Genomic DNA, 22,272 nt, shown 5'->3' with positions numbered 1-22,272 from the left:
TCGGGGCCGAGACGTCGCTAGATGCGACAGAAAGCGCTGTTGACGCGCTTGAGATCAATGTGGCGGCGAGCTGCGAGCCACACCCCGGGGAAAATCACGCGGTCCATAGTGCCACGCTCCCTATCGGCTCGTCTACTTGGGGTTATTTTCCATCATGGTGATGGAAAACCGGGCCGGCCTCCACACCTGCCTGCGCCGCACAACGCCGTCGAGGACCGTGCTGTTCCCGATCGGGGCGACGATTTCCTCCCACGCCGCCGCGATCGGCATCATGGAACGGTGAACGTCGACACCACCACCATCGCAGCCGACCTGGTCGCCGCTGCGTGCCGCGACGTCGACGCGGACGTGCCTCTCGCGCTGTACCTGCACGTCCCGTTCTGCGCGACCCGGTGTGGGTACTGCGATTTCAACACCTATACGGCGGGCGAACTCAGTTCGTCGTCGTCACCGGAATCGTGGCAGCACGCGGTCGCCCGCGAGCTCGAGGCGGCATCGCGGATGCTGGCCCCCACCCGGCCGGTCTCGACGATCTTCGTCGGCGGGGGCACGCCGTCGCTGCTCGGCGGCGACGGCCTCACACGACTCCTCGACGCCGTCCGGGTCCACTTCGACCTGTCCGACGACGTCGAGATCACCGCCGAGTCGAATCCGGAGTCGACTTCGCCGGAGTTCTTCGACGACCTCCGGTCCGCCGGTTTCACCCGCATCTCGCTCGGCATGCAGTCGGCCGCCGCACACGTGCTCAGGCTGCTCGATCGCACGCACACCCCGGGTCGGGCGGTTGCGGCCGCCAGGGAGGCACGAGCGGCCGGGTTCGACCACGTCAACCTCGACCTGATCTACGGCACGCCCGGCGAGACCGACGCCGACCTGCACGCCACCGTCGACGCGGTGCTGGACGCCGGGGTCGACCACGTGTCGGCCTACGCGCTGATCGTCGAGGACGGCACCGCGCTCGCCCGCCGCATCCGGCGCGGGGAGATGCCCGCACCCGACGACGACGTCCTCGCCGACCGCTACCAGATCCTCGACCGCCGTCTGCGTGCGGACGGACTCGACTGGTACGAGGTGTCGAACTGGGCCCGCGGCGAGAAGTCGGTGTGTCGTCACAACATCGCCTACTGGCACAGCCACGACTGGTGGGGCATCGGTCCGGGGGCGCATTCCCACGTCGCGGGCGTGCGCTGGCTGAACGCCAAACATCCTGCGCGCTACGCGAAGTCGCTGGCGGACGGGGTCTTGCCCATCGCATCGGCAGAACAGCTGACCCCCGAGGACCGGCACCTCGAGGCCGTCATGCTGACCACCCGGTGCCGCACCGGACTGCCGCGCGATCTCCTCGACGACGCCGAGACCGCGCATGCCGAACAACTCCGTGCCGACGGACTGCTCACCGCGGCCGACGACGCCTACGTGCTCACCGACGCGGGTCGGTTGCTGGCCGACGGCGTGATCCGCCGCGTGCTCTGGGGCTGACGCGGGGCCGGTTGTCGGCCTACCAGCTCTGATCGGGGCGAGGCGGACTCGTCCAGCCCGTCGATCGCGCCCCGCGCCGATGCGCACCGGGGCCGTCGGGCGTGGTCGGGGGCCGGCGCGCCGGGATCTCGGCGGTGTCCTCGAGTTGCTCGTCGAGGGGTTTGGCCGCATCGGACAGGTCCAGGGCGTCGAGGTCGAGGGTGCGCGCGTGGATGATGTGCCGGTTGCGCAGCGCCGACCGCACCGCGCGATGCAGTCCGTCCTCGAGGTAGAGCTCGCCCTCCCACCGCACGACGTGGGCGAACAGGTCGCCGTAGAAGGTGGAGTCCTCGCTGAGGAGCTTGTCCAGGGCGAGGACCTTCGTGATCGGCGTCAGCTGGTCGAGCCGGAGTTGCCGCGGCGGGATCTTGGCCCAACCACGCGTCGACAGCCCGTGGTCGGGATAGGGCTTGCCCTCCCGCACCCCCTTGAAGATCATGCGAACTCCTCCGACGCCCGTGCCTCGACGATTGCTGATCTGCGACGACGCGTCGACGGTCAGTGCGCGACACCGCGCCGTGGCACGGTGATCGCGATCCCATTTCGTACTATGGAACGCACCCAACTGTATGGCAGGGACCCGAGTCAGGAGGTGTGCCGCGTGTCTACCACCGATGATCGTCGCTTCGAGATCTTGCGTGCGATCGTGACCGACTACGTCGACACGCAGGAACCGATCGGTTCGAAAGCGCTCGTGGAGCGACACCAGCTGGGGGTGTCGAGTGCCACCGTCCGCAACGACATGGCGGTCCTGGAGGCAGAGGGATACATCACCCAGCCGCACACCAGCTCCGGCCGGGTGCCCACCGACAAGGGCTACCGGATGTTCGTCGACCGGATCAGCGAGATCAAGCCGCTGTCGGCCGCCGAGCGCCGGGCGATCCTCTCGGTGCTCGACTCCGGCGTCGACCTCGACGACGTGCTCCGGCGCTCGGTGCGGCTCCTCGCCCAGCTGACGAGACAGGTCGCGGTCATCCAGTACCCGGTGCTGTCGGCGGCGACCGTGCGTCACCTCGAGGTCGTCACCCTGTCGCCGTCGCGCCTGCTGCTGGTCGTCATCGTCGACAACGGCCGGGTCGAACAGCGCATGGTGGCGCTGAGCGAAGACCACGATGAGGACGAGATCGCCCGGTTGCGCGATCTGTTCTCGGCCGCACTGCACGGCAAACGGCTCGAAGCCGCGTCGGCCGCGGTCGCCGAGCTCGCCAACTCCGCGCCCGAGGATCTGCGCGGTGCGGTGCTCAACATCGCCACCGTGCTGGTGGAGACCCTCGTCGAACGCGGTGACGACCGGCTGGTGCTGGGCGGCACGTCGAACCTCGCGCGGTCGGCGGCCGACTTCACCCCGGTCGTCGGCGGGATGGACACCGTTCTCGAAGCCCTCGAGGAGCAGGTGGTGGTGCTCAAGATCTTGGCGACGACCCAGGACATGGGCCAGGTCACGGTGCAGATCGGCGAGGAGACCCGGACCGAGAACCTGCGTGGGACCTCGGTCGTGTCGACAGGGTACGGTGCTTCGGGAACCGTGTTCGGCGGCGTCGGTGTGCTCGGCCCCACACGGATGGACTATCCGGGAACCATCGCCTCGGTGGCGGCCGTTGCCAAGTACATCGGCGAGGTGCTCGCCGAACGATGATCGCTGTTTCTCCATGATCGCTGTCGGGCACACCGCAGCGTCGACGGCGGCCGCTCGCGACACCGAGCCGGGACGACGGTGGGGACGGCCGGTCCATCCGCGCGTCGCGCGATCGTGAGAGCACCCGCCGCCAGGCACCAACTGAGACCGAAGGATCACTACAACCGTGGCACGTGACTACTACGCAATCCTGGGAGTGGCGAAGGGCGCCAGTGATCAGGAGCTCAAGCGCGCCTACCGCAAGAAGGCGCGGGAGCTGCACCCCGACGTCAACCCGGGCAAAGAAGACGAGTTCAAAGAGGTCAGCACCGCTTACGAGGTGCTGACCGATCCGGAGAAGCGTCGCATCGTCGACGCCGGCGGCGATCCGCTGGCCGGCGCCGGTGCGGGCGGCTTCGGCGGTTTCGGTGGCGGCGGCGGGGGATTCGGCGACGTCTTCGAGGCGTTCTTCGGCAACGGCGGTGCCTTCGGCGGCGGTGGCGGGGGCTTCGGCTCGGGCCGCGGACCCAAGTCCCGTGTCCAGCCGGGTGAGCCGGCGCTGGTGAACGTGACCCTGGATCTCGCCGAGTGCGCCAAGGGGGTCGCCAAGGAGATCACCGTCGACACCGCGATCCTCTGCGACGTGTGTACCGGCTCGGGAACCAACGGCGACAGCAAGCCGGTCACCTGCGACATCTGCAAGGGCGCCGGGGAGATCCAGTCGGTGCAGCGCTCCTTCCTCGGGCAGGTCATGACCGTGCGCGAGTGCCCGACCTGCCACGGCGTCGGCGAGGTCATCCCCGACCCCTGCCACAAGTGCGGCGGCGACGGACGCTACCGCTCGCGACGCACGATGACCGTGCGCATCCCGGCCGGAATCGAGAACGGCATGCGGGTTCGCCTCACCGGTCAGGGTGAGGTGGGTCTCGGCGGCGGCCCCGCCGGCGATCTGTACGTAGAGGTCTCCGAACGGCCGCACGAGGTGTTCCTGCGCGATAAGGACGACCTGCACTGCACCGTCAAGGTCCCGATGGCCGACGCCGCGCTCGGCGCCGAGTTTGAGGTGGAGACGATTCTCGGCGACCCGGTCACCGTGACGGTCGCGCCCGGCACGCAGCCGGGCCAGATCGTGAAGCTGCGCGGGCAGGGCATGCCGCACGTCAGCTCCGGTGTGCGCGGCACCATGCACGTCCACCTCGACGTCGTCGTACCGACCAGACTCGATGCGGCGCAGACCGAAGCACTGAAGAAGTACCGCAAGATCGCCGCCGACGAGATCGAGGTCGTCAACACCTCGGCGGCCGCGGCGCCCGGCGGTCTCTTCTCGCGGCTGCGCAACGCGTTCGCCGGGAAGTAGGCACCTGGTGTCCGCGGCGGCGATCTCCGAGTGGATGTGCGCGTTCGGGACGGCGGGTACGCGGTGAGTCCACCGCTGTTCTGGGCGGACTCCGTGCCCGCGCCCGGCGCTGACCTGATCCTGAGCGGCGCCGAGGGTCGTCATGCGGTCACCGTCGCCCGGCTGGGCGTCGGCGAACGGATCCTCGTCGGCGACGGCGCCGGCTCGGTCGGCGGTTGCGAGATCCGGGAGATCACCGCCAAGGACACACTGGTGGCGACCGTCCACGACCTCGCGTTCGAGGCTCGCTCGACCCCGCAGGTGACCGTGGTGCAGGCGCTCCCGAAGTCGGAGCGGTCCGAGCTCGCGGTCGACCTCGCCACCGAGGCCGGCGCCGACGTCATCGTGCCGTGGCAGGCGCTGCGGTGCGTGTCGCGGTGGACGGGCAAGGCGGACAAGGGCGTTGCCAAATGGCGGGCCGCGGCCTCGGCAGCTGCCAAACAAAGCCGTCGACCATGGATTCCGGAGATCACCGACCTCGCGGCCACCATCGACGTCCGGGCCCGCTGCGCGGACGTCGTGGCGCAGGGAGGGGTCGTCGCCGTCCTGCACGAGGAAGCCGCGCAACCCCTGGCCCGGCTACCCCTCGCCGACGCCACCGAGATCCTGCTCGTGGTCGGGCCCGAGGGCGGACTCGACGCCGGCGAGGTCGCCGACCTGACCGCGCTCGGTGCGAACTCGGTCGTGCTCGGCCCCGAGGTGTTGCGTACGTCGACGGCCGCCGCGGTGGCCCTCGGCGCGATCGGGGTGCTCACCCGCCGGTGGGCCCGATGAGTGTCGTCGGACGCCGTTCGGTGCGTCGGACCAAGATCGAATACGGCTCTGCGCCTTCCCAATTCGGGCACCTGTACGTGCCTTCCGAGGGGCTCGACGCCGCGACGCCGACGCGGCTCGTGGTGCTTGTCCACGGCGGGTCCTGGTCTGTCGAGTTCGGGTCGACGACCCAGACCGCGATCGCCCGGATGCTCGCCGAACGCGGGGCGGTGGTGTGGAACATCGAGTACCGCCGGGTGGGTGAAGAGGGCGGCGGGTGGCCGAATACCGGCCGGGATGTCCTCGACGCGCTCGGTGCCCTGGACGGTCCCGTCCGCGACCTGCTCCCGCCCGGCGCTGTCGACTTCGCCTCGACCGCGGTCGTCGGGCATTCCGCGGGTGGTCAGCTCGCGGTCTGGGCCGTCGGTCAGCTCGGAGCCCGGACCGCCACGGCCACCATTACCACCGTGATCGCCCAGGCGGCCGTGCTCGACACCGTCGGCGCAGCGGACCGGGAGTCGGTGCGGGCGTTCATGGGCCGGCCGTTCAGCGAGTCGCCGCGCCGCTACTCCGACGCCTCACCACTGTTGGCACCGGTGGTCGACGCCCACGTCGTCGCGATCCACGGCGACGCCGATGATCTGATCCCGGTCGAGTCCAGCCGCCGGTACGTCGACGCCGCGATCGCACGCGGACAGTCCGCCGAACTCATCGTCGTCCCCGGTGAGGGGCACGACGCCTTCGTCGACCCGCGCAGCGTCGGCACGCGACAGACGATCCGCGTGCTCGGGATCTGACGGAAATATTGCCTGCTGATCGGCTGTTGCACCGCGATACACTGACCACACCCCTGCCGCCGCGACCGCGTCGTCCGGGGGCGCCGCATCCAGAACCGAACATCCATCCGGACCAGAACACCAGGAGTGATTTCATACGTGAGTGACGACAACCCCGACCAGAGCGGGCAATCCAGCCGTACGCAGCCGCGCCGGTCTGGGGTCACATCCACTGTCGAAGTCTCTCCCGGAGTCGTGTTCGGGCTGCTCGGCGCGAGTGACGTCAACCTGCGTACCCTCGAGCAGCTCCTGCCCGCCGACATCCACGTCCGTGGCAACCAGGTGACATTGACCGGTGAACCCGCCGAGGTAGCCGCGTCCGAGCGCGTCATCGCCGAACTCGTCGACCTCGTCGGGCGCGGAACCCCGCTGACACCAGATCTCGTCCGGCACAGCGTCTCGATGCTGTCCGACGGCACCGAGGAATCGCCCGCCGATGTGCTGTCACTGGACATCCTGTCGCGGCGCGGCAAGACGATCCGGCCCAAGACGCTCAACCAGAAGCACTATGTCGACGCGATCGACGAGCACACCATCGTGTTCGGACTGGGCCCGGCCGGCACCGGCAAGACCTATCTGGCGATGGCCAAGGCCGTGCAGGCGCTGCAGTCGAAGTCGGTCAACCGCATCATCCTGACGCGGCCGGCGGTCGAGGCCGGCGAACGTCTCGGCTTCCTGCCGGGCACGCTGAGCGAGAAGATCGACCCGTACCTGCGCCCGCTGTACGACGCGTTGCACGACATGATGGACCCCGACGCGATCCCGAAGCTGATGGCGGCCGGGGTCATCGAGGTCGCGCCGCTGGCCTACATGCGCGGGCGCACCCTGAACGACGCGTTCATCATCCTCGACGAGGCGCAGAACACCACGAGCGAGCAGATGAAGATGTTCCTCACGCGCCTCGGTTTCGGTTCCAAGGTCGTCGTCACCGGCGACGTCACCCAGGTGGACCTGCCCGGCGGCGCCCGCAGCGGACTCCTCGCCGCGTCGGAGATCCTCGAGGGCATCGACGACATCCACTTCGCCCGCCTCACCAGCCAGGACGTGGTCCGGCACCGCCTGGTCGCCGACATCGTCGACGCCTACGGGCGAGCCGAGGAGGCGCAGCGGGGTCTGCCCAACACGGCCATCGGCGGCAATCGCGCCGCACGCCGGGCAGCGGCGCAGGGTCGTCGCTCATGAGCATCGAACTGGCCAACGAATCCGGGGTCGAGGTCCCGGCCGAGTTGATCATCGACGCCGCGCGTTTCGCGGTCACCGCGATGGACGTGAACCCGGCCGCGTTGCTGTCGGTGCTGTGTGTCGACGAGGACACCATGGCCGACATGCACGTCCAGTGGATGGACCTGCCGGGCCCGACCGATGTCATGAGTTTCCCGATGGACGAACTGGTGCCCGGCGGCCGGCCGGATGCGACCGACCCGGGCCCGGCGATCCTCGGGGACATTGTGCTGTGCCCGGACTTCGCCCGGAAACAGGCGCGCGAGGCCAAGCGATCCTTCGAGCACGAGCTCGCCATGCTGACCATCCACGGAGTGCTCCACCTCCTCGGCTACGACCATGCCGAGCCGGAGGAGGAGCGCGAGATGTTCGGACTGCAGAACCGCATCCTCGACGGGTTCTACGTCGAACGTCACCGTCGCGCCCAGGAGCAACGACAGACCGACCGCGATTCCCGGCTGCTGTCCAACATCGGGTTCACCGGAGCCGAGGGCGATTCACCGACCCCCGGTGCCCAGTCGGTGCCCGAGCAGTCGCGGTCCGAGGAGGACCGAGGGTGACCTCCGACTACTGGTTCATCGTGGCGGCAGTCGTGTTGATCGTGGTGGGCGGCGTCTTCGCGGCCGTCGACACCGCGGTGTCGACGGTGTCGAACGCCCGGGTCGACGACATGGTCCGGGAAGGGCGCGCCGGTGCGCGCCGCCTGGCGGGCATCCTCGAGGCACGTGCGACCTATGTCGGCCTCGTGGTGCTGCTCCGAGTCGTGTGCGAGACCGCGGCGGTCGCGCTCGTCGCGGTCGCCGCGACGCAGCTGATCGGCGTCGGCGGGGGACTGGCGGTGGCCATCGCCGCCATGACGGTCGTCTCGTACGTCGCCGTCGGCGTCGGCCCCCGCACCCTCGGCCGGCAGCACGCGTACACGATCGCGCTGTCGTCGTCGTACCTGTTGTTCGCGCTCGGCGTGCTGCTCAAACCGCTGACCCGGCTGTTGATCCTGATCGGCAACGCCCTCACCCCGGGTCGCGGGTTCCGCAACGGTCCGTTCGCCACCGAGGTCGAGTTGCGCGAGGTCGTCGACCTGGCCGAGGCCTCGGGCGTCGTCGCGGCCGACGAGCGCCGGATGATCCAGTCGGTCTTCGACCTCGGCGACACCAGTGCCCGCGAGGTGATGGTCCCGCGCCCGGAGATGGTGTGGATCGAAGCCGACAAGACCGCGCTGCAGGCCACGAGTCTCGCGACGCGGTCCGGACATTCGCGGATCCCGGTGATCGGGGAGAACACCGACGACGTCCTGGGCATTGTGTACCTCAAGGATCTGGTGGCGCGCACGGTCGCCCAGCGGATCGATCCCACGACCCTCCGCGTGGTCGACGTGATGCGCGAGGCCGAGTTCATCCCCGACTCCAAGCCACTGGACCGGGTCCTCGCCGACATGCAGCGCGAGCGCAACCACATGGCGATGCTCGTCGACGAGTACGGCGGCATCGCCGGGCTGGTGACCATCGAGGACGTGCTGGAGGAGATCGTCGGCGAGATCACCGACGAGTACGACATCGACGAGCTCGCACCGGTCGAAGACCTGGGCGACGGGTCGTACCGGGTGTCGGCACGACTGCCGGTGGAGGATCTCGGCGAGCTGTTCGGCGTCGAGATCGCCGAGGAAGAGGTCGAGACGGTCGGCGGACTCGTGGGTCTGGAACTGGGGCGGGTGCCACTGCCCGGCGCCCGGGTCGAGTCGCACGGGCTGCAGCTGGTGGCCGAGGGTGGGCCCAATCGCCAAGGGCGCCAACGCATCATCACGGTGCTGGTCACCCGGGTCCCCGACGCGGACGAGGATTCCCGACGCGACGAGCACGGCGGGCAGTCGAGTCGATCGCAGGGGCGTGCCGAGCGCACTACGGGCAACGCCCACGACGACCAGGACACGGACACCGCCGGCCGGGAGCGCGCAGGCGAGTCGAGAGCAAGGATGAACCAGTGACCGAGACCCTCTCCGACGAGGATCGCAAGCTCGTGGTGCTCGCCCGAGGTGCGCTGGCGCGCGCCGAGTCGCCCTCGGGCGCGGCGGTCCGGGACGGCGACGGTCGCACCTACGCCGGGGCCGACGTGCGGACCCGCTCGCTGACCCTCACCGGACTCCAGGTCGCGGTGGCGTCGGCGATCTCGAGCGGCGCCCGCTCCTTCGAGGCGGCGGTCGTCGTCAACGGTGACGCCGGCGACCCGGGCCTGGACACCCTGCACGAGCTGAGCCCGGAGGCCTATGCGGTCCTCACCGACACCGCGGGTCGTCCTCAGCAGCGGCTGGGGCGCGCGGATGCCTGAGTTCCGTTCGGGCTTCGTCTGTTTCGTGGGCCGGCCCAACACCGGCAAATCCACGCTCACCAACGCCCTGGTCGGCGAGAAGATCGCGATCACCTCGAATCGTCCGCAGACCACCCGCCACACCATCCGCGGGATCGTCAACCGGCCCGACGCCCAGCTGATCCTCGTCGACACCCCGGGCCTGCACCGACCGCGCACCCTGCTGGGTCAGCGCCTGAACGACCTCGTCCGCGACACCTACTCCGAGGTCGACGTGATCGGAGTGTGCATACCGGCCGACGAGGCCATCGGTCCGGGTGACCGGTGGATCATCTCGCAGGTCCGCGAGATGGCGCCGCGCACGACGATCGTCGGGGTGGTCACCAAAATCGACCGGGTCGGGCCGGAGCAGGTCGCCAAACAGCTGCTCGCACTGTCGCAGGTACTCGGGCCGGACTCGGAAGTGGTTCCGGTGTCGGCGAAGTCGGGCAAGCAGCTCGACGTGCTGTCCGACGTGCTCGTGAGCCTCATGGAGGAAGGCCCCGCGTTCTACCCGGACGGCGAACTCACCGACGAACCCGAACAGGTGCTGATGGCGGAGTTCATCCGCGAGGCCGCGCTCGAGGGGGTGCACGACGAGCTGCCGCACTCGCTGGCCGTCGTCATCGAAGAGGTCATCGATCGTGAGGACCGCGACCCCGACCTACCGCCGATGGTCGATGTCCACGCCGTGCTGTTCGTCGAACGCGACAGCCAGAAGGGCATCATCATCGGCCGCAAGGGCGCGCGTCTGAAGGAGGTCGGTACAGTTGCCCGCGCACAGATCGAGCGGCTGCTGGGCACCAAGGTGTACCTGGATCTGCACGTAAAGGTCGCCAAGGACTGGCAACGCGACCCCAAGCAGTTGCGTCGATTGGGTTTCTAGCAGCGTGTTCCTGACGGCCCGGCGCCGGCAGGGGCGGCCTGCGGGGAGGTACGCCGATGGGAACGCACGAATCGCCACAACAGCCGGGAGACGATTCCGGTAGGGGAGCGCACGAGGCGCCCGACACCGACCAGCCGACCGGGCGCACGATCGCCGGCGTCCTCGGATCGCCGCGTTTCTGGCTGGCACCGTTGGCTCTCGTCGCGGTGATGTTCTCGCTGATGGCCGCGCTGTACATGGCGGCGGTCGTCGACCCGCAGCGTCACCTCCACGACTTCCCCGTCGCCCTGGTGCAGGAGGACGCGGGCGGTGAGGTGCAGAATGCCGACGGACAGTCCACGCCGCAGAACTTCGGTGACCAGGTCGCCGAGGGCATCATCTCCTCGGCGGCGCAGAATGGGATCGTCGTGACCCGCACGGATCGCTCGACCGCGCTGTCCGAATTGAACAGCGGCAAGGTGTACGGCGTCATCGTCGTCGGGTCCAATTTCACGAATCGGGCGGTCGCACTGGGCCGGTCGACGGTTCTCACCGCCGACCCGGCGAAACCGACCATCGACATCTTCATCAACCGGGGCTCCGGGGCGTTCGCGTCGTCGATCACCACCACCCTCGCCGATCAGGTCCGTGAACGGGTCAACGAGCAGGTGGGCGCGCAGCTGACCGAACAGGTCCGTACCCAGCTCGAGCGCAACGACATCACCTTCACCGGGGCGGCGCAGGTCGCGCTCGCGACCCCGGTGGCCGTCGAGGTGTCCGAGCCGACCCCGCTTCCCGAGGGTGCGGGCAACGGATTGTCGGCGTTCTACCTGACCCTGCTGCTCGTGCTCGCCGGGTTCACCGGGGCGATGATGGTCAGCATCGTGGTCGACGGCATGCTCGGCCAGACCCCCATCGAATACGGGCCGTTCTATCAGCTGCGCGAGCGGCTCGCGATCAGCCGGTGGGCGACGCTCGCGGCGAAGTGGACGATCATGTTCCTGGTCGCGGTGGTGCTCTCGACCTTGTTCATCGCCGTCGGCGCGATGGTCGGGACGTCGATCCCGAACGGCTTCGTGCTCTGGATGCTCTCGGTCCTCGGCATCTTCGCCGTCGGCGTGAGCGCGAGCGCGATGATGGCGGTGTTCGGCAACCCCGGTCTGCTGTTCAATCTGCTCTTCTTCGTGGTGTTCGGCCTGCCGTCGTCGGGCGGGACGCTACCGCTGGAGGCGAGTCCCCGCCTCTTCGAGTGGATCGCCGCGATCGAGCCGATGCACGTGATCTACCTCGGTGTGCGTGCGGTCCTGTACTTCGACGCCGACCTGTCGGCGGGGTTGGGCCGATCGATCATCCAGTGCTTCATCGGCCTGCTCGTCGGCGTGCTCCTCGGTCTGCTCGGCACCAAGTTCTACGACCGCAAGGGCTGGCACCGATACCCGGGTGGGATGACGCTGCCGCCGAAGCTGGACAAGATCGTCAACGCCGGCTGACACGGGCGGCGCCGCCTCGCCCCGACCGTTCACCTGGGTCTGACACGGTGGCCGGATGGGTAACCCCGTCGTCATGTCGATCCCCGAATTGTCCTCGGCCCTGCACGAACTGCGGGACGACCTCGATCGCGCCGAGGAGCAGGCCGCCTCGCTCATCGCTGCGGTCGCCGACCAGCACCGGGACAGCGCCCGCAACCTCGTGCACTACGTCGCGGTGCGACGCCGCGATCTGCGTCCGCTGCAGGAGTCGATGTCCGCGCACGGACTGTCGAGTCTCGGCCGGATGGAGTCGATCGTCTATTCGTGGATCGAGACGGTCATCGAGACGGTGGACGCCCTGGTCGAGGGGCGCACCCGGCATCCGATCTGGGGTGACCTCGCGGGCGGGGTGCGGACCCTGACGCGTAATCGCGACCGGCTCCTCGGGCGCGTGCATCCCGGTGGCGGCGATGACGCCATCGTCGACGGACCCGGTGACGAGCACGGCGAGCGGGCCACCCGTGTGATGGTCACGATGCCGACCCAGGCCGCCGACGACCCCGACCTCGTCCGCGCCATGGGCGCCGCCGGAATGGACGTCGCGCGGGTGAACTGCGCACACGACGGCCCGGCCGAATGGGCGCGGATGATCGAGTCGGTGCGTGCTCTACCCGGCCGGGTGCGGGTGGCCATGGATCTCGCCGGTCCGAAGTTGCGCACCGGCCCGCTCGAACCGGGACCGAAGGTGATCAAGGTCAAACCGGTCCGCGCCGACGATGGCACCGTCGAACGGCGGTCGCGGGTGCGGCTCAGTGCCGCACCGTTCGACCCCGGCGCACGCCTGCCCGACGGCATCGACGCGGTCATCCCGGTACGCGCACTCGCCGACGTCGTGCAGGGAGACCGGTTGCGCCTACGGGACGCTCGTGGTCGCCGACGGCGACTCGAGGTGGTCGCGGTGTCCGAGGCGGGGATCGACGTCGAATGTGATCGCACCGTCTACTACGAGACGGGTACGCCGATCGGGTTGTCGGGCTCTGCCGACGCCGCTCCGATCGTCGTCGACGATCTGCCCGAGAAGCGTCAGCATCTGCTCGTGCGCACCGGTGACGAGATCCGGTTGCAGCGCGACCTCACGCCGACACCGGCGACCCGGACCGGGCCGCATCGGATCGGATGCGAGCTCGGGGACGCCTTCGACGACGTCGAGGCGGGCCATCGGGTGTTGTTCGACGACGGCAAGATCGCCGGGCGAGTGCGGGATAAGCTCGACGGCGAGATCGTGGTCGACGTCGAGCGTGCCGCGCCGGACGGGACGAAACTCCGCGCCGAGAAGGGCATCAACCTCCCGGACACGACACTGCACATCCCGGCGCTCACCGCGTCGGACCGCGATGACCTCGAGTTCGTCGCGGCACATGCCGACATGGTGAACTGCTCGTTCGTCCGGTCGCCGGAGGACGTGGCCGATCTCATCGGCGAACTGAACCGTCGCGGTGCGTCCGATGTGGGCATCGTGCTGAAGATCGAGACCCGGGCGGCCTTCGAGTCGCTCCCGCAGATGCTGCTCGAGGCGATGCGCTGGGACGCGGTCGGGGTCATGATCGCTCGCGGCGACCTCGCCGTCGAGGTCGGGTTCGGCCGGCTCGCCGAAGTGCAGGAGGAGATCCTCTGGCTGTGTGAGGCCGCGCATGTGCCGGTCATCTGGGCGACACAGGTGCTCGACGGACTGGCCAAGAAGGGCGTGCCGTCCCGGGCCGAGGTCACCGACGCCGCGATGAGCCGGCGTGCGGAGGGCGTGATGCTGAACAAGGGGCCCTACATCGTCGAGGCCATCGAGGCGTTGACGTCGATCCTCGACCGGATGGGTGGTCACGTCGAGAAGAAGCGCTCGCTGCTGCGGCCGCTGACCTCGTTCGACATCGATCCGGGGTAGGCCGGCGGGCATGTCGGGGCACGTCGTGTCGGTACCCGATGGGAGAATGTCCCGGTGAGGTTCTACCGGGATGAGGCCGTCGTGCTGCGCCAGCACAAGCTGGGCGAAGCCGACCGCATCATCACGCTGCTCACCGCCGAACACGGTCTCGTGCGCGCGGTCGCCAAGGGCGTGCGGCGGACGCGGTCGAAGTTCGGCGCCCGCCTCGAACCCTTCGCCCACATCGACGTACATCTGTATCCCGGCCGCAGCCTCGACGTGGTCACCCAGGTGCACAGCCTGCACGCCTTCGCCGACGCCATCGTCGCCGACTACGGGCGCTACACCACGGCCTGCGCGGTCCTCGAGACCGCGGAACGGCTCGCGGGTGAGGAACGAGCGCCCACCCGTCAGCTGCACCGGCTGACGGTCGGGGCGCTGGCCGCGCTGGCCGACGACCGCCGGCCGCGTGAGCTGATCCTCGACGCCTACCTTCTGCGCGCGATGTACAGCGCGGGCTGGATGCCGGCGCTGGAGGAGTGCGCGCGGTGCGCGACACCCGGTCCTCACCGCGCTTTCCACGTCGCCGCCGGCGGCGCCGTCTGTCTGCCGTGCCGGCCACCCGGATCGGCGACCCCCTCGCCCGGCGTGCTCGACCTCATGGAGGCCCTGTTCCGCGGTCGGTGGGATGAGGTCGTCGACGCCACGCCGTCGCTGCGTCGACAGGCCAGCGGGCTCACCGCCGCGCATCTGCAGTGGCATCTGGAACGCCAGCTCCGAACCCTGCCGCTGATCGAACGCACCGCCCCTCATAGGCTGATGGAGACGGGTGTGGACACGGGCGTGAGGAGGGTCGACGATGGCGTTGCGGCCGGGTAGTTCGGCGAAGGGACGCAAGGCCGCGAGCCTCTGGACGGATGTCCGTCCCCCCGATCCGCATCCGAGCGGTGCCCGGCCCCCGGCGATCCCCGCGGAGTTCGTGCCCAAGCACGTGGCGCTGGTGATGGACGGGAACGGGCGCTGGGCCACCGATCGCGGGCTCCCGCGCACCGAGGGGCACAAGCGCGGCGAGGCCGTGTTGATGGACACCGTCTGCGGCTGTATCGAATTGGGGGTCGGCTGGCTCTCCGCCTACGCGTTCTCCACCGAGAACTGGTCGCGCAGCCCCGATGAGGTGAAGTTCCTCATGGGCTTCAACCGCGACGTCATCCGCCGTCGACGCGATGAGATGCACGAGATGGGCGTCCGGGTGCGCTGGGCCGGACGCCGACCCCGGTTGTGGCGCAGCGTGATCCGGGAACTCGAGATCGCCGAGGAGATGACCCGGGACAACACCGTGATGACGCTCACGATGTGCGTCAATTACGGCGGTCGTGCCGAGATCGCCGACGCCGCAAGGGAGATCGCGCGACGCGCGGCGCGCGGCGAGATCGACCCGGAGCGCATCTCGGAGTCGACCTTCGCGCGGTACCTCGACGAGCCGGACATGCCCGACGTCGACCTGTTCCTGCGTCCGTCGGGGGAGCAGCGGATCTCGAACTTCCTGCTGTGGCAGTCGGCGTACGCCGAGATGGTCTACCAGGAGAAACTCTTCCCGGACTTCGATCGGCGTGACCTGTGGGCGGCCTGTCTCGAATACGCCTCGCGCGACCGGCGATTCGGCGGGGTGAAGCCGTCGTGACCGACGCCGCCGCGCTCCTCGACCGGACCGCGCAGATCGTCGCCGAACTCGGTCCCGTCGACCGACCCGACGCCGACTCCCTCGTCGTGCAGGTCGGTCCGACGCGTGCCTCCATCCGCGTGCTCACGCTGGCCGACGGGCTCGACGTACTGGCCCTGACGCAGATGGTCGCGATGGACCTGCCCAACACCCCGACGCTCCGGGACGACGTCGAGGCGTGCGCCGCTCAGCTCAGCTTCGGCAGCCTCCGACGCTCCGACCGTGCGGGGGTCACCACAGATGTGCTGCAGTACTACACGTTTCCGGCGAGCCAGCTCGACGACGTGCCGCTGCTGACGGTCCTGCACATCGTCCTCGCCGCCGGTGTCGACGCCGCCGAACGGCTGGTGGGCCCGGCTTCTGCTTGAGTCTGGCGACATCGGATCCCGCTCCCTGAGGACTGAGAAGCGTTGAGCACGACCAATGCTCCCTGAGGCGTTGAGCGCGACCTATGCTCCCTGAGGACTGAAGAGCGTTGAGCACGACCAATGCTCCCTGAGGCGTTGAGCGCGACCAATGCTCCCTGAGGTGCGAGCGAAGCGAGCCACGAAGGGCCGCAACGTGTCTCGCCAGGACCCTTCGTGGCTCGTCGCTAGCGCTCCTCGCACCTCAGGGAGCAGTAGTTTGCGGTTTTTCGGATCGGGGAGCGGAGGCGGGCTCGTTCCGCCCGCTCAGTCCTTCTCGGCGGTTCGGCAGTCCCCACAGCGCCCGAAGACCTCGACGGTGTGGTTGATGTCGGTGAAGCCGTGCTGGGCGGCGATCTTCGCGGCCCAGCGTTCGACCGGTTCGGCCTGGACCTCGACGGTGGTGCCGCACTCCCGGCACACGAGATGGTGGTGGTGTCCCGACGAACAATGGCGGTATCGGGTCTCACCGGAACCGTCCCACAGGACATCGATCTGCCCGGCCTGGCTCAGCGCCTGCAGATTGCGGTACACCGTCGTCAGGCCGATGGATTCGCCCCGGGCCTTGAGGATCTCGTGGAGTTCCTGCGCGGAGCAGAAGTCCTCGGTGCCGGCCAGGGCGTCGGCGATCGCAGCGCGTTGGCGCGTCGACCGGATGCCGGTGACCGGCTGCGGCCCCGATGCGACGCCACTCATTCGTTCACCGCCCGGGACGCATCGGACGGCACGGCGCGGCCGTCGGTGGTCTCGTTCGCGTGGATCAGCGCATCGCCGACGATGTGCGCGACGTGGTCGTCGAGGAGTTCGTAGGTGATCTCGCGGCCGTTGCGCTGGCCTCGCACCACACCGGCGTCCTTGAGCACGCGCAGGTGCTGGCTGACCAGTGGCTGACTCAAGCCCAGGTGCCCGACGAGTTCGTGGACGCACTGCACCCGCTCCCGCAGGGACAGCACGATGGCGACGCGAGTGGGGGAGGCGAGGGCGCGCAGGAGGTCGGCGGCGGCTTCCCGCGCCGCGGCATCGGCCGCTTCGATCGGTCCGGGCCCGTCCAACGGTTGCGTCGACATCACGCTCCTCCTCGCCTGGCTCGCGCCACTGATCCGGCCATTCTATCGGAAATGGTTTTCAATCCGTGCCACCGGTGTCGCCGCTGGTCAGCCCTCGTCTGCACGTCGGCGCTCGGCCGGCGGCGGGACCCCGTCCGCACCTGCGGTCGACAACGCGTAGGTCGCGACCGCGGACGCGACCGCAGCCGAGTTGACGGCCAGCAGGTCGGTGTTCAGGTTGTCGAGGGTGTCGCGCGCGGTGTGATAGTCGGGGTCGAAGGGTTCGCCGGCCCGGCCGCCCCACATCTCCGCCTGCGCTTCGTCCTTCTTTGTTTCCGCGCCGGTGAACACCCCGCCGGAGGGGATGCCCACCGCGATGAACGGGCCGTAATCGGAACGGCCGTCGAAGTCGTCGGGGGCGAGGGGGATGCCGCGATCGGCGTAGAACTTCTCGAAGGTCCGCTCGATGCCCCCGGAGCCGTCCGGGCCGGGGCCGGCGCCCTGACGCTCGGAGTCGTCGCCGTCGTAGGTGAAGTACCCGCCGTTGGGTGAGGCGAGCATGTCGAAGTTCAGGTAGAGGGCCACTGCCGTACGCGCGGCCGGGTCGAGTCCCCGGACGTACTCGGTGGAACCCACGAGCCCGTCCTCCTCCGCGCCCCAGAACGCGAATCGCACGCGGTGCGGGACCCGCGGCGACGACCCGAGTCGCAGAGCCGTCTCGAGTACGGCCGCGGAGCCGCTGGCGTTGTCGTTCATGCCGGGTCCCTCGGCGACGCTGTCGAGGTGTGCCCCGGCCATGACGACGTCGTCGCCGGTGCCCGTCCGGGTCTCGGCGATCAGGTTTCGCGTGGTGATGCCGGTGGTCTTCGCCTCGACCGCAAGCGCGACCGATCGCGCCGACCGCACCCGATCGGCGTCGTCGCCCGCGATGCCGAGGACCGGGATCCCCGGACGGTCGTCCGGCCCCAGGGTGGCGCCGGTGAGCGGGCCGGGCTCGTTGTTGACCATGACGACCCCGACCGCGCCGGCCGACTCCGCGTTCCGTGCCTTGTCGGCGAAGGTGCAGGTTCCTCGGGTGATGACGGCGATCGCACCACGCGTCGTGGCCGGAAAGTCGGTGCTCGCGCATCCGAGGCCGTTGACGGCAACCGGGGCCCCGGTGACCGGGGTGTCGCCGGTTCCGGCCGAATACTCGACGACGCGGGTGGCGACCTTCAGGCCGTCGGCGGTGAGGCTGACCGGACCGGCGTCGAAGCGCTCGTACTCGACGGGCGGCGTCGTCACGTCGAAGCCCGCCGTGCGGAGGAGCCCGGCGACGTAGTCCAGCGAGGCGTCGTATCCGGGTGTGCCGGCCGCGCGGTTGCCGCCGTGGTTGGCGGCGATCTGGGCCAGCGCGCGAACGTGGGCCATCACGTTGTCGAGGGTGACGGCCTCGGCCAGCGCGGCCGGGGTGACCTCGTCGATCGGCGGTTCGGGAGAGGGCGTCGACACCGGCGCCGACGAGGGTCGCTGGGGCTCGGCGGACTGCTCGGCCGCGCACCCCACGGCCAGTGCCAGTGTCAGTGCGAGGCCGGCCGAGGCGAGGACCGGCCGACGCCCGCGGGCCGATGGGGGGACGCCGACGCGTCGGCGTATGCGAACGATCACCCTGCCACTCTCGCAGTTCCCGTCGGTGCATGTGGGTCCGACGGGTGCACCGTTGCCGGTGGTTTCGGGAATCGGCACACGTGCTCGGTAGTCTGTACGGGTTGCCGCCCGCATCTGGTGGATGCACGTCGAGCACCGAGCGTCAGTACGACCGTCCCAGCCGAACACCTCAACCCGTGGAGAGCAGTTAACCGTGGCCGCCCAGTCCAATGTGGAATCCGTCGTCAACCTCGCCAAGCGCCGGGGCCTGGTGTACCAGTGCGGTGAGATCTACGGCGGTACCAAATCGGCGTGGGACTACGGCCCGCTCGGCGTCGAACTGAAGGAGAACATCAAGCGGCAGTGGTGGCGCACGATGGTCATCAGCCGCGAGGACGTCGTCGGCCTCGACTCGTCGGTCATCCTGCCGCGTCAGGTGTGGGAGGCCTCGGGCCACGTCGAGGTGTTCACCGACCCGCTGGTCGAGTCGCTGCACACCCACAAGCGCTACCGCGCCGACCATCTCATCGAGGCCTACCAGGCCAAGCACGGGCACCCGCCGGCCAACGGTCTGGCCGACATCAACGACCCGGAGACCGGGCAGCCCGGCAACTGGACCGAACCCAAAGCGTTCAGCGGTCTGATGAAGACGTTCCTCGGGCCTGTCGACGACGAAGAGGGTCTGCACTACCTGCGTCCCGAGACCGCGCAGGGCATCTTCGTGAACTTCAAGAACGTGATGACCACCGCGCGCAAGAAGCCGCCGTTCGGCATCGCGCAGATCGGCAAGAGCTTCCGCAACGAGATCACACCGGGCAACTTCATCTTCCGCACCCGTGAGTTCGAGCAGATGGAGATGGAGTTCTTCGTCAAGCCGGGCGAGGACGAGGAATGGCACCAGTACTGGATCGACCAGCGCTTCGACTGGTACGTCAACCTGGGCATCGACCCGGAGAACCTGCGGCTCTACGACCACCCGAAGGAGAAGTTGTCGCACTACTCCAAGCGGACCGTGGACGTGGAGTACAAGTTCGGGTTCACCGGCAACCCGTGGGGTGAGCTCGAGGGTGTCGCCAACCGGACCGACTACGACCTGTCCACCCACAGCAAGCACTCGGGGGAGGACCTGTCGTTCTTCGACCAGGCGTCGGGTGAGCGCTACACCCCGTTCGTCATCGAGCCGGCGGCCGGCCTGACCCGCTCGCTGATGGCCTTCCTGTGTGACGCCTACACCGAGGAGGAGGTGCCGAACGCGAAGGGCGGCACCGACACTCGGACGGTGCTGCGGCTCGACCGCCGGCTGGCCCCGATCAAGGTCGCCGTGCTGCCGCTCTCGCGCAACGAGAAGCTCTCGCCGAAAGCCCGCGACCTCGCCGCCGAACTCCGCAAGCACTGGAACGTCGAGTTCGACGACGCACAGGGCATCGGCAAGCGGTACCGCCGGCAGGACGAGATCGGCACGCCGTTCTGCGTGACGGTCGACTTCGACACCCTCGACGACCAGGCCGTCACGGTGCGCGAACGGGACACCATGAGCCAGGAGCGGGTCGCGCTCGACAAGGTCGCCGAGTATCTCGGCGGCAAGCTGCTCGGCGCCTGATCCTGCTCCCGGCCGCGCGGGCCGGGTGTTCACGATTCCGCCTGACCTGCGGATGTCTGTCACAATCGATGACGAGTTGTCGCGTGGAGTAGGGCATGGGGTCCGTCGTGCGCGCGACGAGAGAGTGAGTGGAGTCGTGTCTGTCAGCGGGAAAGTCGTTCATTACGACGCGAATCGGGGATTCGGGTTCTTGGCGCCGGAATCGGGCGGCGCCGATGTGTTCCTCCACATCAACGACATCGACATCGACGAGAACTCGTTGAAACCGGGTGCCAAGGTGTCCTTCGACATCGAGGAGACCGACCGCGGTTCCAAGGCCGTCAACGTCGCGGTGACCGAGGCCGCGCCGGCCGACGACACCGCCGGCGCACGGGCGCACCGCCGCGACGAGCACCACGGCCGCGACCGTGATCGTGGGGACCGGGGCGACCGCGGACGTCACGACGACCGCGGCAGTCGTCGTCCGCGCGGCGGGGGCGGCTCGCTGGATGCCGCCGCGTTCACCGAAGAGCTCACCGAGCTGCTCCTCGACGCCGACGGCGCCCTCACGGCTCGTCAGATCGTGGCGATCAGGCAGCGGGTCACCGACTTCGCCGTCGCCCGGGGCTGGGTGCTTGACTAGCACCCGACAGGGTCCCGAGACGGTCGGGCATGTGCTCCCGACGGTGGCAACCTACGGCGACGAGGCCGTCGAGCGGTTCGTGCCCGAGGGCGCCAAGGTCGCGAGCCTGCCCGGCACCCGGACCGACCATCGAAGCGACTTCGCGCGGGACCGTGCGCGGGTCCTGCACTCGGCCGCCCTGCGCAGGCTGGCCGACAAGACGCAGGTCGTCGGTCCGCGCGAGGGCGACACGCCCCGTACCCGGCTCACACATTCGCTCGAGGTCGGGCAGATCGGCCGGGGGATCGCCATCGGTCTCGGCGCCGAACCCGACCTTGTCGAACTCGCCGGACTCGCCCACGACATCGGGCATCCGCCCTACGGACACAACGGCGAACGCGCGCTCGACGAGGTGGCGGCGGACCACGGTGGTTTCGAGGGCAACGCCCAGAACCTGCGCATCCTGACGCGGCTCGAACCCAAGCTGCTCGATGCCGACGGGCGCAGCGCCGGCCTCAACCTCACCCGCGCGTCGTTGGACGCGACCCTGAAGTATCCGTGGACCCGACGCACACCCGGAGGCAAGTTCGGCGCCTACGACGACGATGCCGCCATGCTGGCGTGGATTCGTCGGGAGGCGCCCGGGACCCGACAGTGCGTCGAGGCGCAGATCATGGACTGGTCCGACGACGTGGCGTACTCCGTGCACGACCTCGAGGACGGCGTCATCGGTGGCCGGATCGACCTGCGGACCCTCGGCGATCCGCAGGACCAACGCGCGCTCGCCGACATCGGCGCCAAGGAATTCCCGGGTCTCGACCCCGAGGCCCTCGTCGACGCCGCCGCCCGCCTGCACCGCATGGACATCGTGCGGTCGGTGGGTGTCTTCGACGGCACGCTCGACTCCTACGTCGCGCTCAAGAGGTTGACGAGTGAGTTCATCGGCCGATTCGCGTCGGCCGCGATCACCGGCACCCGCGAGGTGGTCGGCGACCGGCCGGTGTCGCGTTACGACGCCGACCTCGAGGTGCCGGAACTCATCGCCGCCGAGGTGTCGATGCTCAAGACCCTGGCCCTGCGCTTCATCTTCTCCAACGAGCGGCACAAGGCGACGCAGCGTCGTCAGCGGGAACGCATCCACCGGGTCGCGAACTGGTTCGCCGAGGCGGCGCCCGGGGGCCTGGACCCGATCTTCGTGCCGTGGTGGAACGCCGCGTCCGACGATGCCGCCCGCATGCGCGTCATCGTCGACCAGATCGCGTCCATGACCGAAGGCCGGCTCGAGCGCACCGACAAGCACAACTCGGGGGCCCAGGCGCACCTCGGGTAGGCCGGATCGTGGTCGAC

22 protein-coding genes are annotated in these 22,272 nt (G+C 69.2%); 18 read left to right on the top strand and 4 right to left on the bottom strand.

Translation table 11 applies throughout. The features are described 5' to 3' along the window. Positions 1–279 precede the first annotated feature (279 nt). Positions 280–1,479, top strand: a complete 1,200-nt coding sequence (gene hemW / locus Q9R39_RS01455; RefSeq protein ID WP_311276990.1) for a radical SAM family heme chaperone HemW — start codon at positions 280–282, stop codon at positions 1,477–1,479. 19 nt (positions 1,480–1,498) lie between these two features. Here the strand turns inward: hemW and Q9R39_RS01450 are convergent, their stop codons facing one another. After that, positions 1,499–1,957: a type II toxin-antitoxin system VapB family antitoxin gene (locus tag Q9R39_RS01450; protein WP_058252083.1), complete on the bottom strand. Its 459-nt coding sequence runs from the start codon at positions 1,955–1,957 to the stop codon at positions 1,499–1,501. 162 nt (positions 1,958–2,119) lie between these two features. Here Q9R39_RS01450 and hrcA point away from each other — a divergent pair, with 162 nt between their 5' ends. From hrcA to Q9R39_RS01380, 14 genes are all read left to right on the top strand, one after another. Further along, a complete protein-coding gene (hrcA, locus tag Q9R39_RS01445) occupies positions 2,120–3,154 on the top strand; it encodes a heat-inducible transcriptional repressor HrcA (RefSeq protein ID WP_055475525.1) in 1,035 nt (344 codons plus the stop codon). A gap of 166 nt (positions 3,155–3,320) precedes the next feature. Continuing rightward, the gene (gene dnaJ / locus Q9R39_RS01440; RefSeq protein ID WP_058252082.1) at positions 3,321–4,490 is read left to right on the top strand and encodes a molecular chaperone DnaJ; all 1,170 of its coding nucleotides are present in this window, start codon (positions 3,321–3,323) and stop codon (positions 4,488–4,490) included. Between the two features lie 63 nt (positions 4,491–4,553). Then, a complete protein-coding gene (locus Q9R39_RS01435; protein WP_058252185.1) occupies positions 4,554–5,303 on the top strand; it encodes a 16S rRNA (uracil(1498)-N(3))-methyltransferase in 750 nt (249 codons plus the stop codon). Then, positions 5,300–6,079, top strand: a complete 780-nt coding sequence (locus Q9R39_RS01430; RefSeq protein ID WP_311276989.1) for an alpha/beta hydrolase — start codon at positions 5,300–5,302, stop codon at positions 6,077–6,079. The genes Q9R39_RS01435 and Q9R39_RS01430 overlap by 4 nt, the downstream gene beginning before the upstream one ends. A gap of 138 nt (positions 6,080–6,217) precedes the next feature. Then, positions 6,218–7,300 carry a PhoH family protein gene (locus tag Q9R39_RS01425; protein ID WP_055475523.1) on the top strand — a complete coding sequence of 361 codons (1,083 nt, stop codon included), beginning with the start codon at positions 6,218–6,220 and terminating at the stop codon, positions 7,298–7,300. Then, entirely contained in the window at positions 7,297–7,899 is a 603-nt protein-coding gene (ybeY, locus tag Q9R39_RS01420; RefSeq protein ID WP_078112896.1) for an rRNA maturation RNase YbeY, read from the top strand. Before Q9R39_RS01425 ends, ybeY begins: the two co-directional genes overlap by 4 nt. Next, positions 7,896–9,320, top strand: coding sequence for a hemolysin family protein (locus Q9R39_RS01415; protein WP_078112895.1), 1,425 nt, complete (start codon positions 7,896–7,898; stop codon positions 9,318–9,320). The genes ybeY and Q9R39_RS01415 overlap by 4 nt, the downstream gene beginning before the upstream one ends. Further along, complete coding sequence (locus tag Q9R39_RS01410; protein WP_078112894.1) at positions 9,317–9,661, top strand: hypothetical protein; 345 nt, start codon at positions 9,317–9,319, stop codon at positions 9,659–9,661. The genes Q9R39_RS01415 and Q9R39_RS01410 overlap by 4 nt, the downstream gene beginning before the upstream one ends. After that, positions 9,654–10,565, top strand: coding sequence for a GTPase Era (gene era, locus Q9R39_RS01405; RefSeq protein ID WP_055475474.1), 912 nt, complete (start codon positions 9,654–9,656; stop codon positions 10,563–10,565). Before Q9R39_RS01410 ends, era begins: the two co-directional genes overlap by 8 nt. Before the next feature lie 56 nt (positions 10,566–10,621). Continuing rightward, positions 10,622–12,034 carry a YhgE/Pip domain-containing protein gene (locus Q9R39_RS01400; protein ID WP_078112893.1) on the top strand — a complete coding sequence of 471 codons (1,413 nt, stop codon included), beginning with the start codon at positions 10,622–10,624 and terminating at the stop codon, positions 12,032–12,034. A 55-nt stretch (positions 12,035–12,089) separates the two neighbouring features. Further along, complete coding sequence (locus tag Q9R39_RS01395; RefSeq protein WP_176455918.1) at positions 12,090–13,949, top strand: pyruvate kinase; 1,860 nt, start codon at positions 12,090–12,092, stop codon at positions 13,947–13,949. Positions 13,950–14,003: 54 nt separating this feature from the next. Next, the gene (recO, locus tag Q9R39_RS01390; protein ID WP_055475472.1) at positions 14,004–14,807 is read left to right on the top strand and encodes a DNA repair protein RecO; all 804 of its coding nucleotides are present in this window, start codon (positions 14,004–14,006) and stop codon (positions 14,805–14,807) included. Next, a complete protein-coding gene (locus tag Q9R39_RS01385; protein WP_311276988.1) occupies positions 14,788–15,609 on the top strand; it encodes an isoprenyl transferase in 822 nt (273 codons plus the stop codon). The genes recO and Q9R39_RS01385 overlap by 20 nt, the downstream gene beginning before the upstream one ends. Then, positions 15,606–16,016 (top strand): hypothetical protein, encoded by a 411-nt coding sequence (locus Q9R39_RS01380; protein ID WP_068970366.1) that lies wholly within the window; start codon positions 15,606–15,608, stop codon positions 16,014–16,016. Before Q9R39_RS01385 ends, Q9R39_RS01380 begins: the two co-directional genes overlap by 4 nt. A gap of 303 nt (positions 16,017–16,319) precedes the next feature. On the opposite strand, the gene Q9R39_RS01375 is transcribed toward Q9R39_RS01380, so the two are convergent. The 3 genes from Q9R39_RS01375 to Q9R39_RS01365 form a co-directional block, all read right to left on the bottom strand. Next, positions 16,320–16,748, bottom strand: a complete 429-nt coding sequence (locus Q9R39_RS01375; protein WP_058252074.1) for a Fur family transcriptional regulator — start codon at positions 16,746–16,748, stop codon at positions 16,320–16,322. After that, positions 16,745–17,119 carry a helix-turn-helix transcriptional regulator gene (locus tag Q9R39_RS01370; protein ID WP_065631461.1) on the bottom strand — a complete coding sequence of 125 codons (375 nt, stop codon included), beginning with the start codon at positions 17,117–17,119 and terminating at the stop codon, positions 16,745–16,747. The genes Q9R39_RS01375 and Q9R39_RS01370 overlap by 4 nt, the downstream gene beginning before the upstream one ends. An 87-nt stretch (positions 17,120–17,206) precedes the next feature. Further along, on the bottom strand, positions 17,207–18,745 hold the full coding sequence (locus tag Q9R39_RS01365; RefSeq protein WP_078112962.1) for a M28 family peptidase: 1,539 nt from the start codon (positions 18,743–18,745) through the stop codon (positions 17,207–17,209). 193 nt (positions 18,746–18,938) lie between these two features. Here Q9R39_RS01365 and Q9R39_RS01360 point away from each other — a divergent pair, with 193 nt between their 5' ends. From Q9R39_RS01360 to Q9R39_RS01350, 3 genes are all read left to right on the top strand, one after another. Beyond that, entirely contained in the window at positions 18,939–20,324 is a 1,386-nt protein-coding gene (locus Q9R39_RS01360) for a glycine--tRNA ligase (RefSeq protein ID WP_078112890.1), read from the top strand. 136 nt (positions 20,325–20,460) lie between these two features. After that, positions 20,461–20,946, top strand: coding sequence for a cold-shock protein (locus Q9R39_RS01355; protein ID WP_058252071.1), 486 nt, complete (start codon positions 20,461–20,463; stop codon positions 20,944–20,946). Beyond that, complete coding sequence (locus tag Q9R39_RS01350; RefSeq protein WP_078112889.1) at positions 20,939–22,255, top strand: deoxyguanosinetriphosphate triphosphohydrolase; 1,317 nt, start codon at positions 20,939–20,941, stop codon at positions 22,253–22,255. Before Q9R39_RS01355 ends, Q9R39_RS01350 begins: the two co-directional genes overlap by 8 nt. The last annotated feature ends 17 nt before the right edge of the window (positions 22,256–22,272 follow it).

Source organism: Gordonia sp. AC31, assembly GCF_031844505.1.
Lineage (GTDB): Bacteria > Actinomycetota > Actinomycetes > Mycobacteriales > Mycobacteriaceae > Gordonia > Gordonia hongkongensis.
This window is presented reverse-complemented; position numbering and strand designations above follow the sequence as displayed.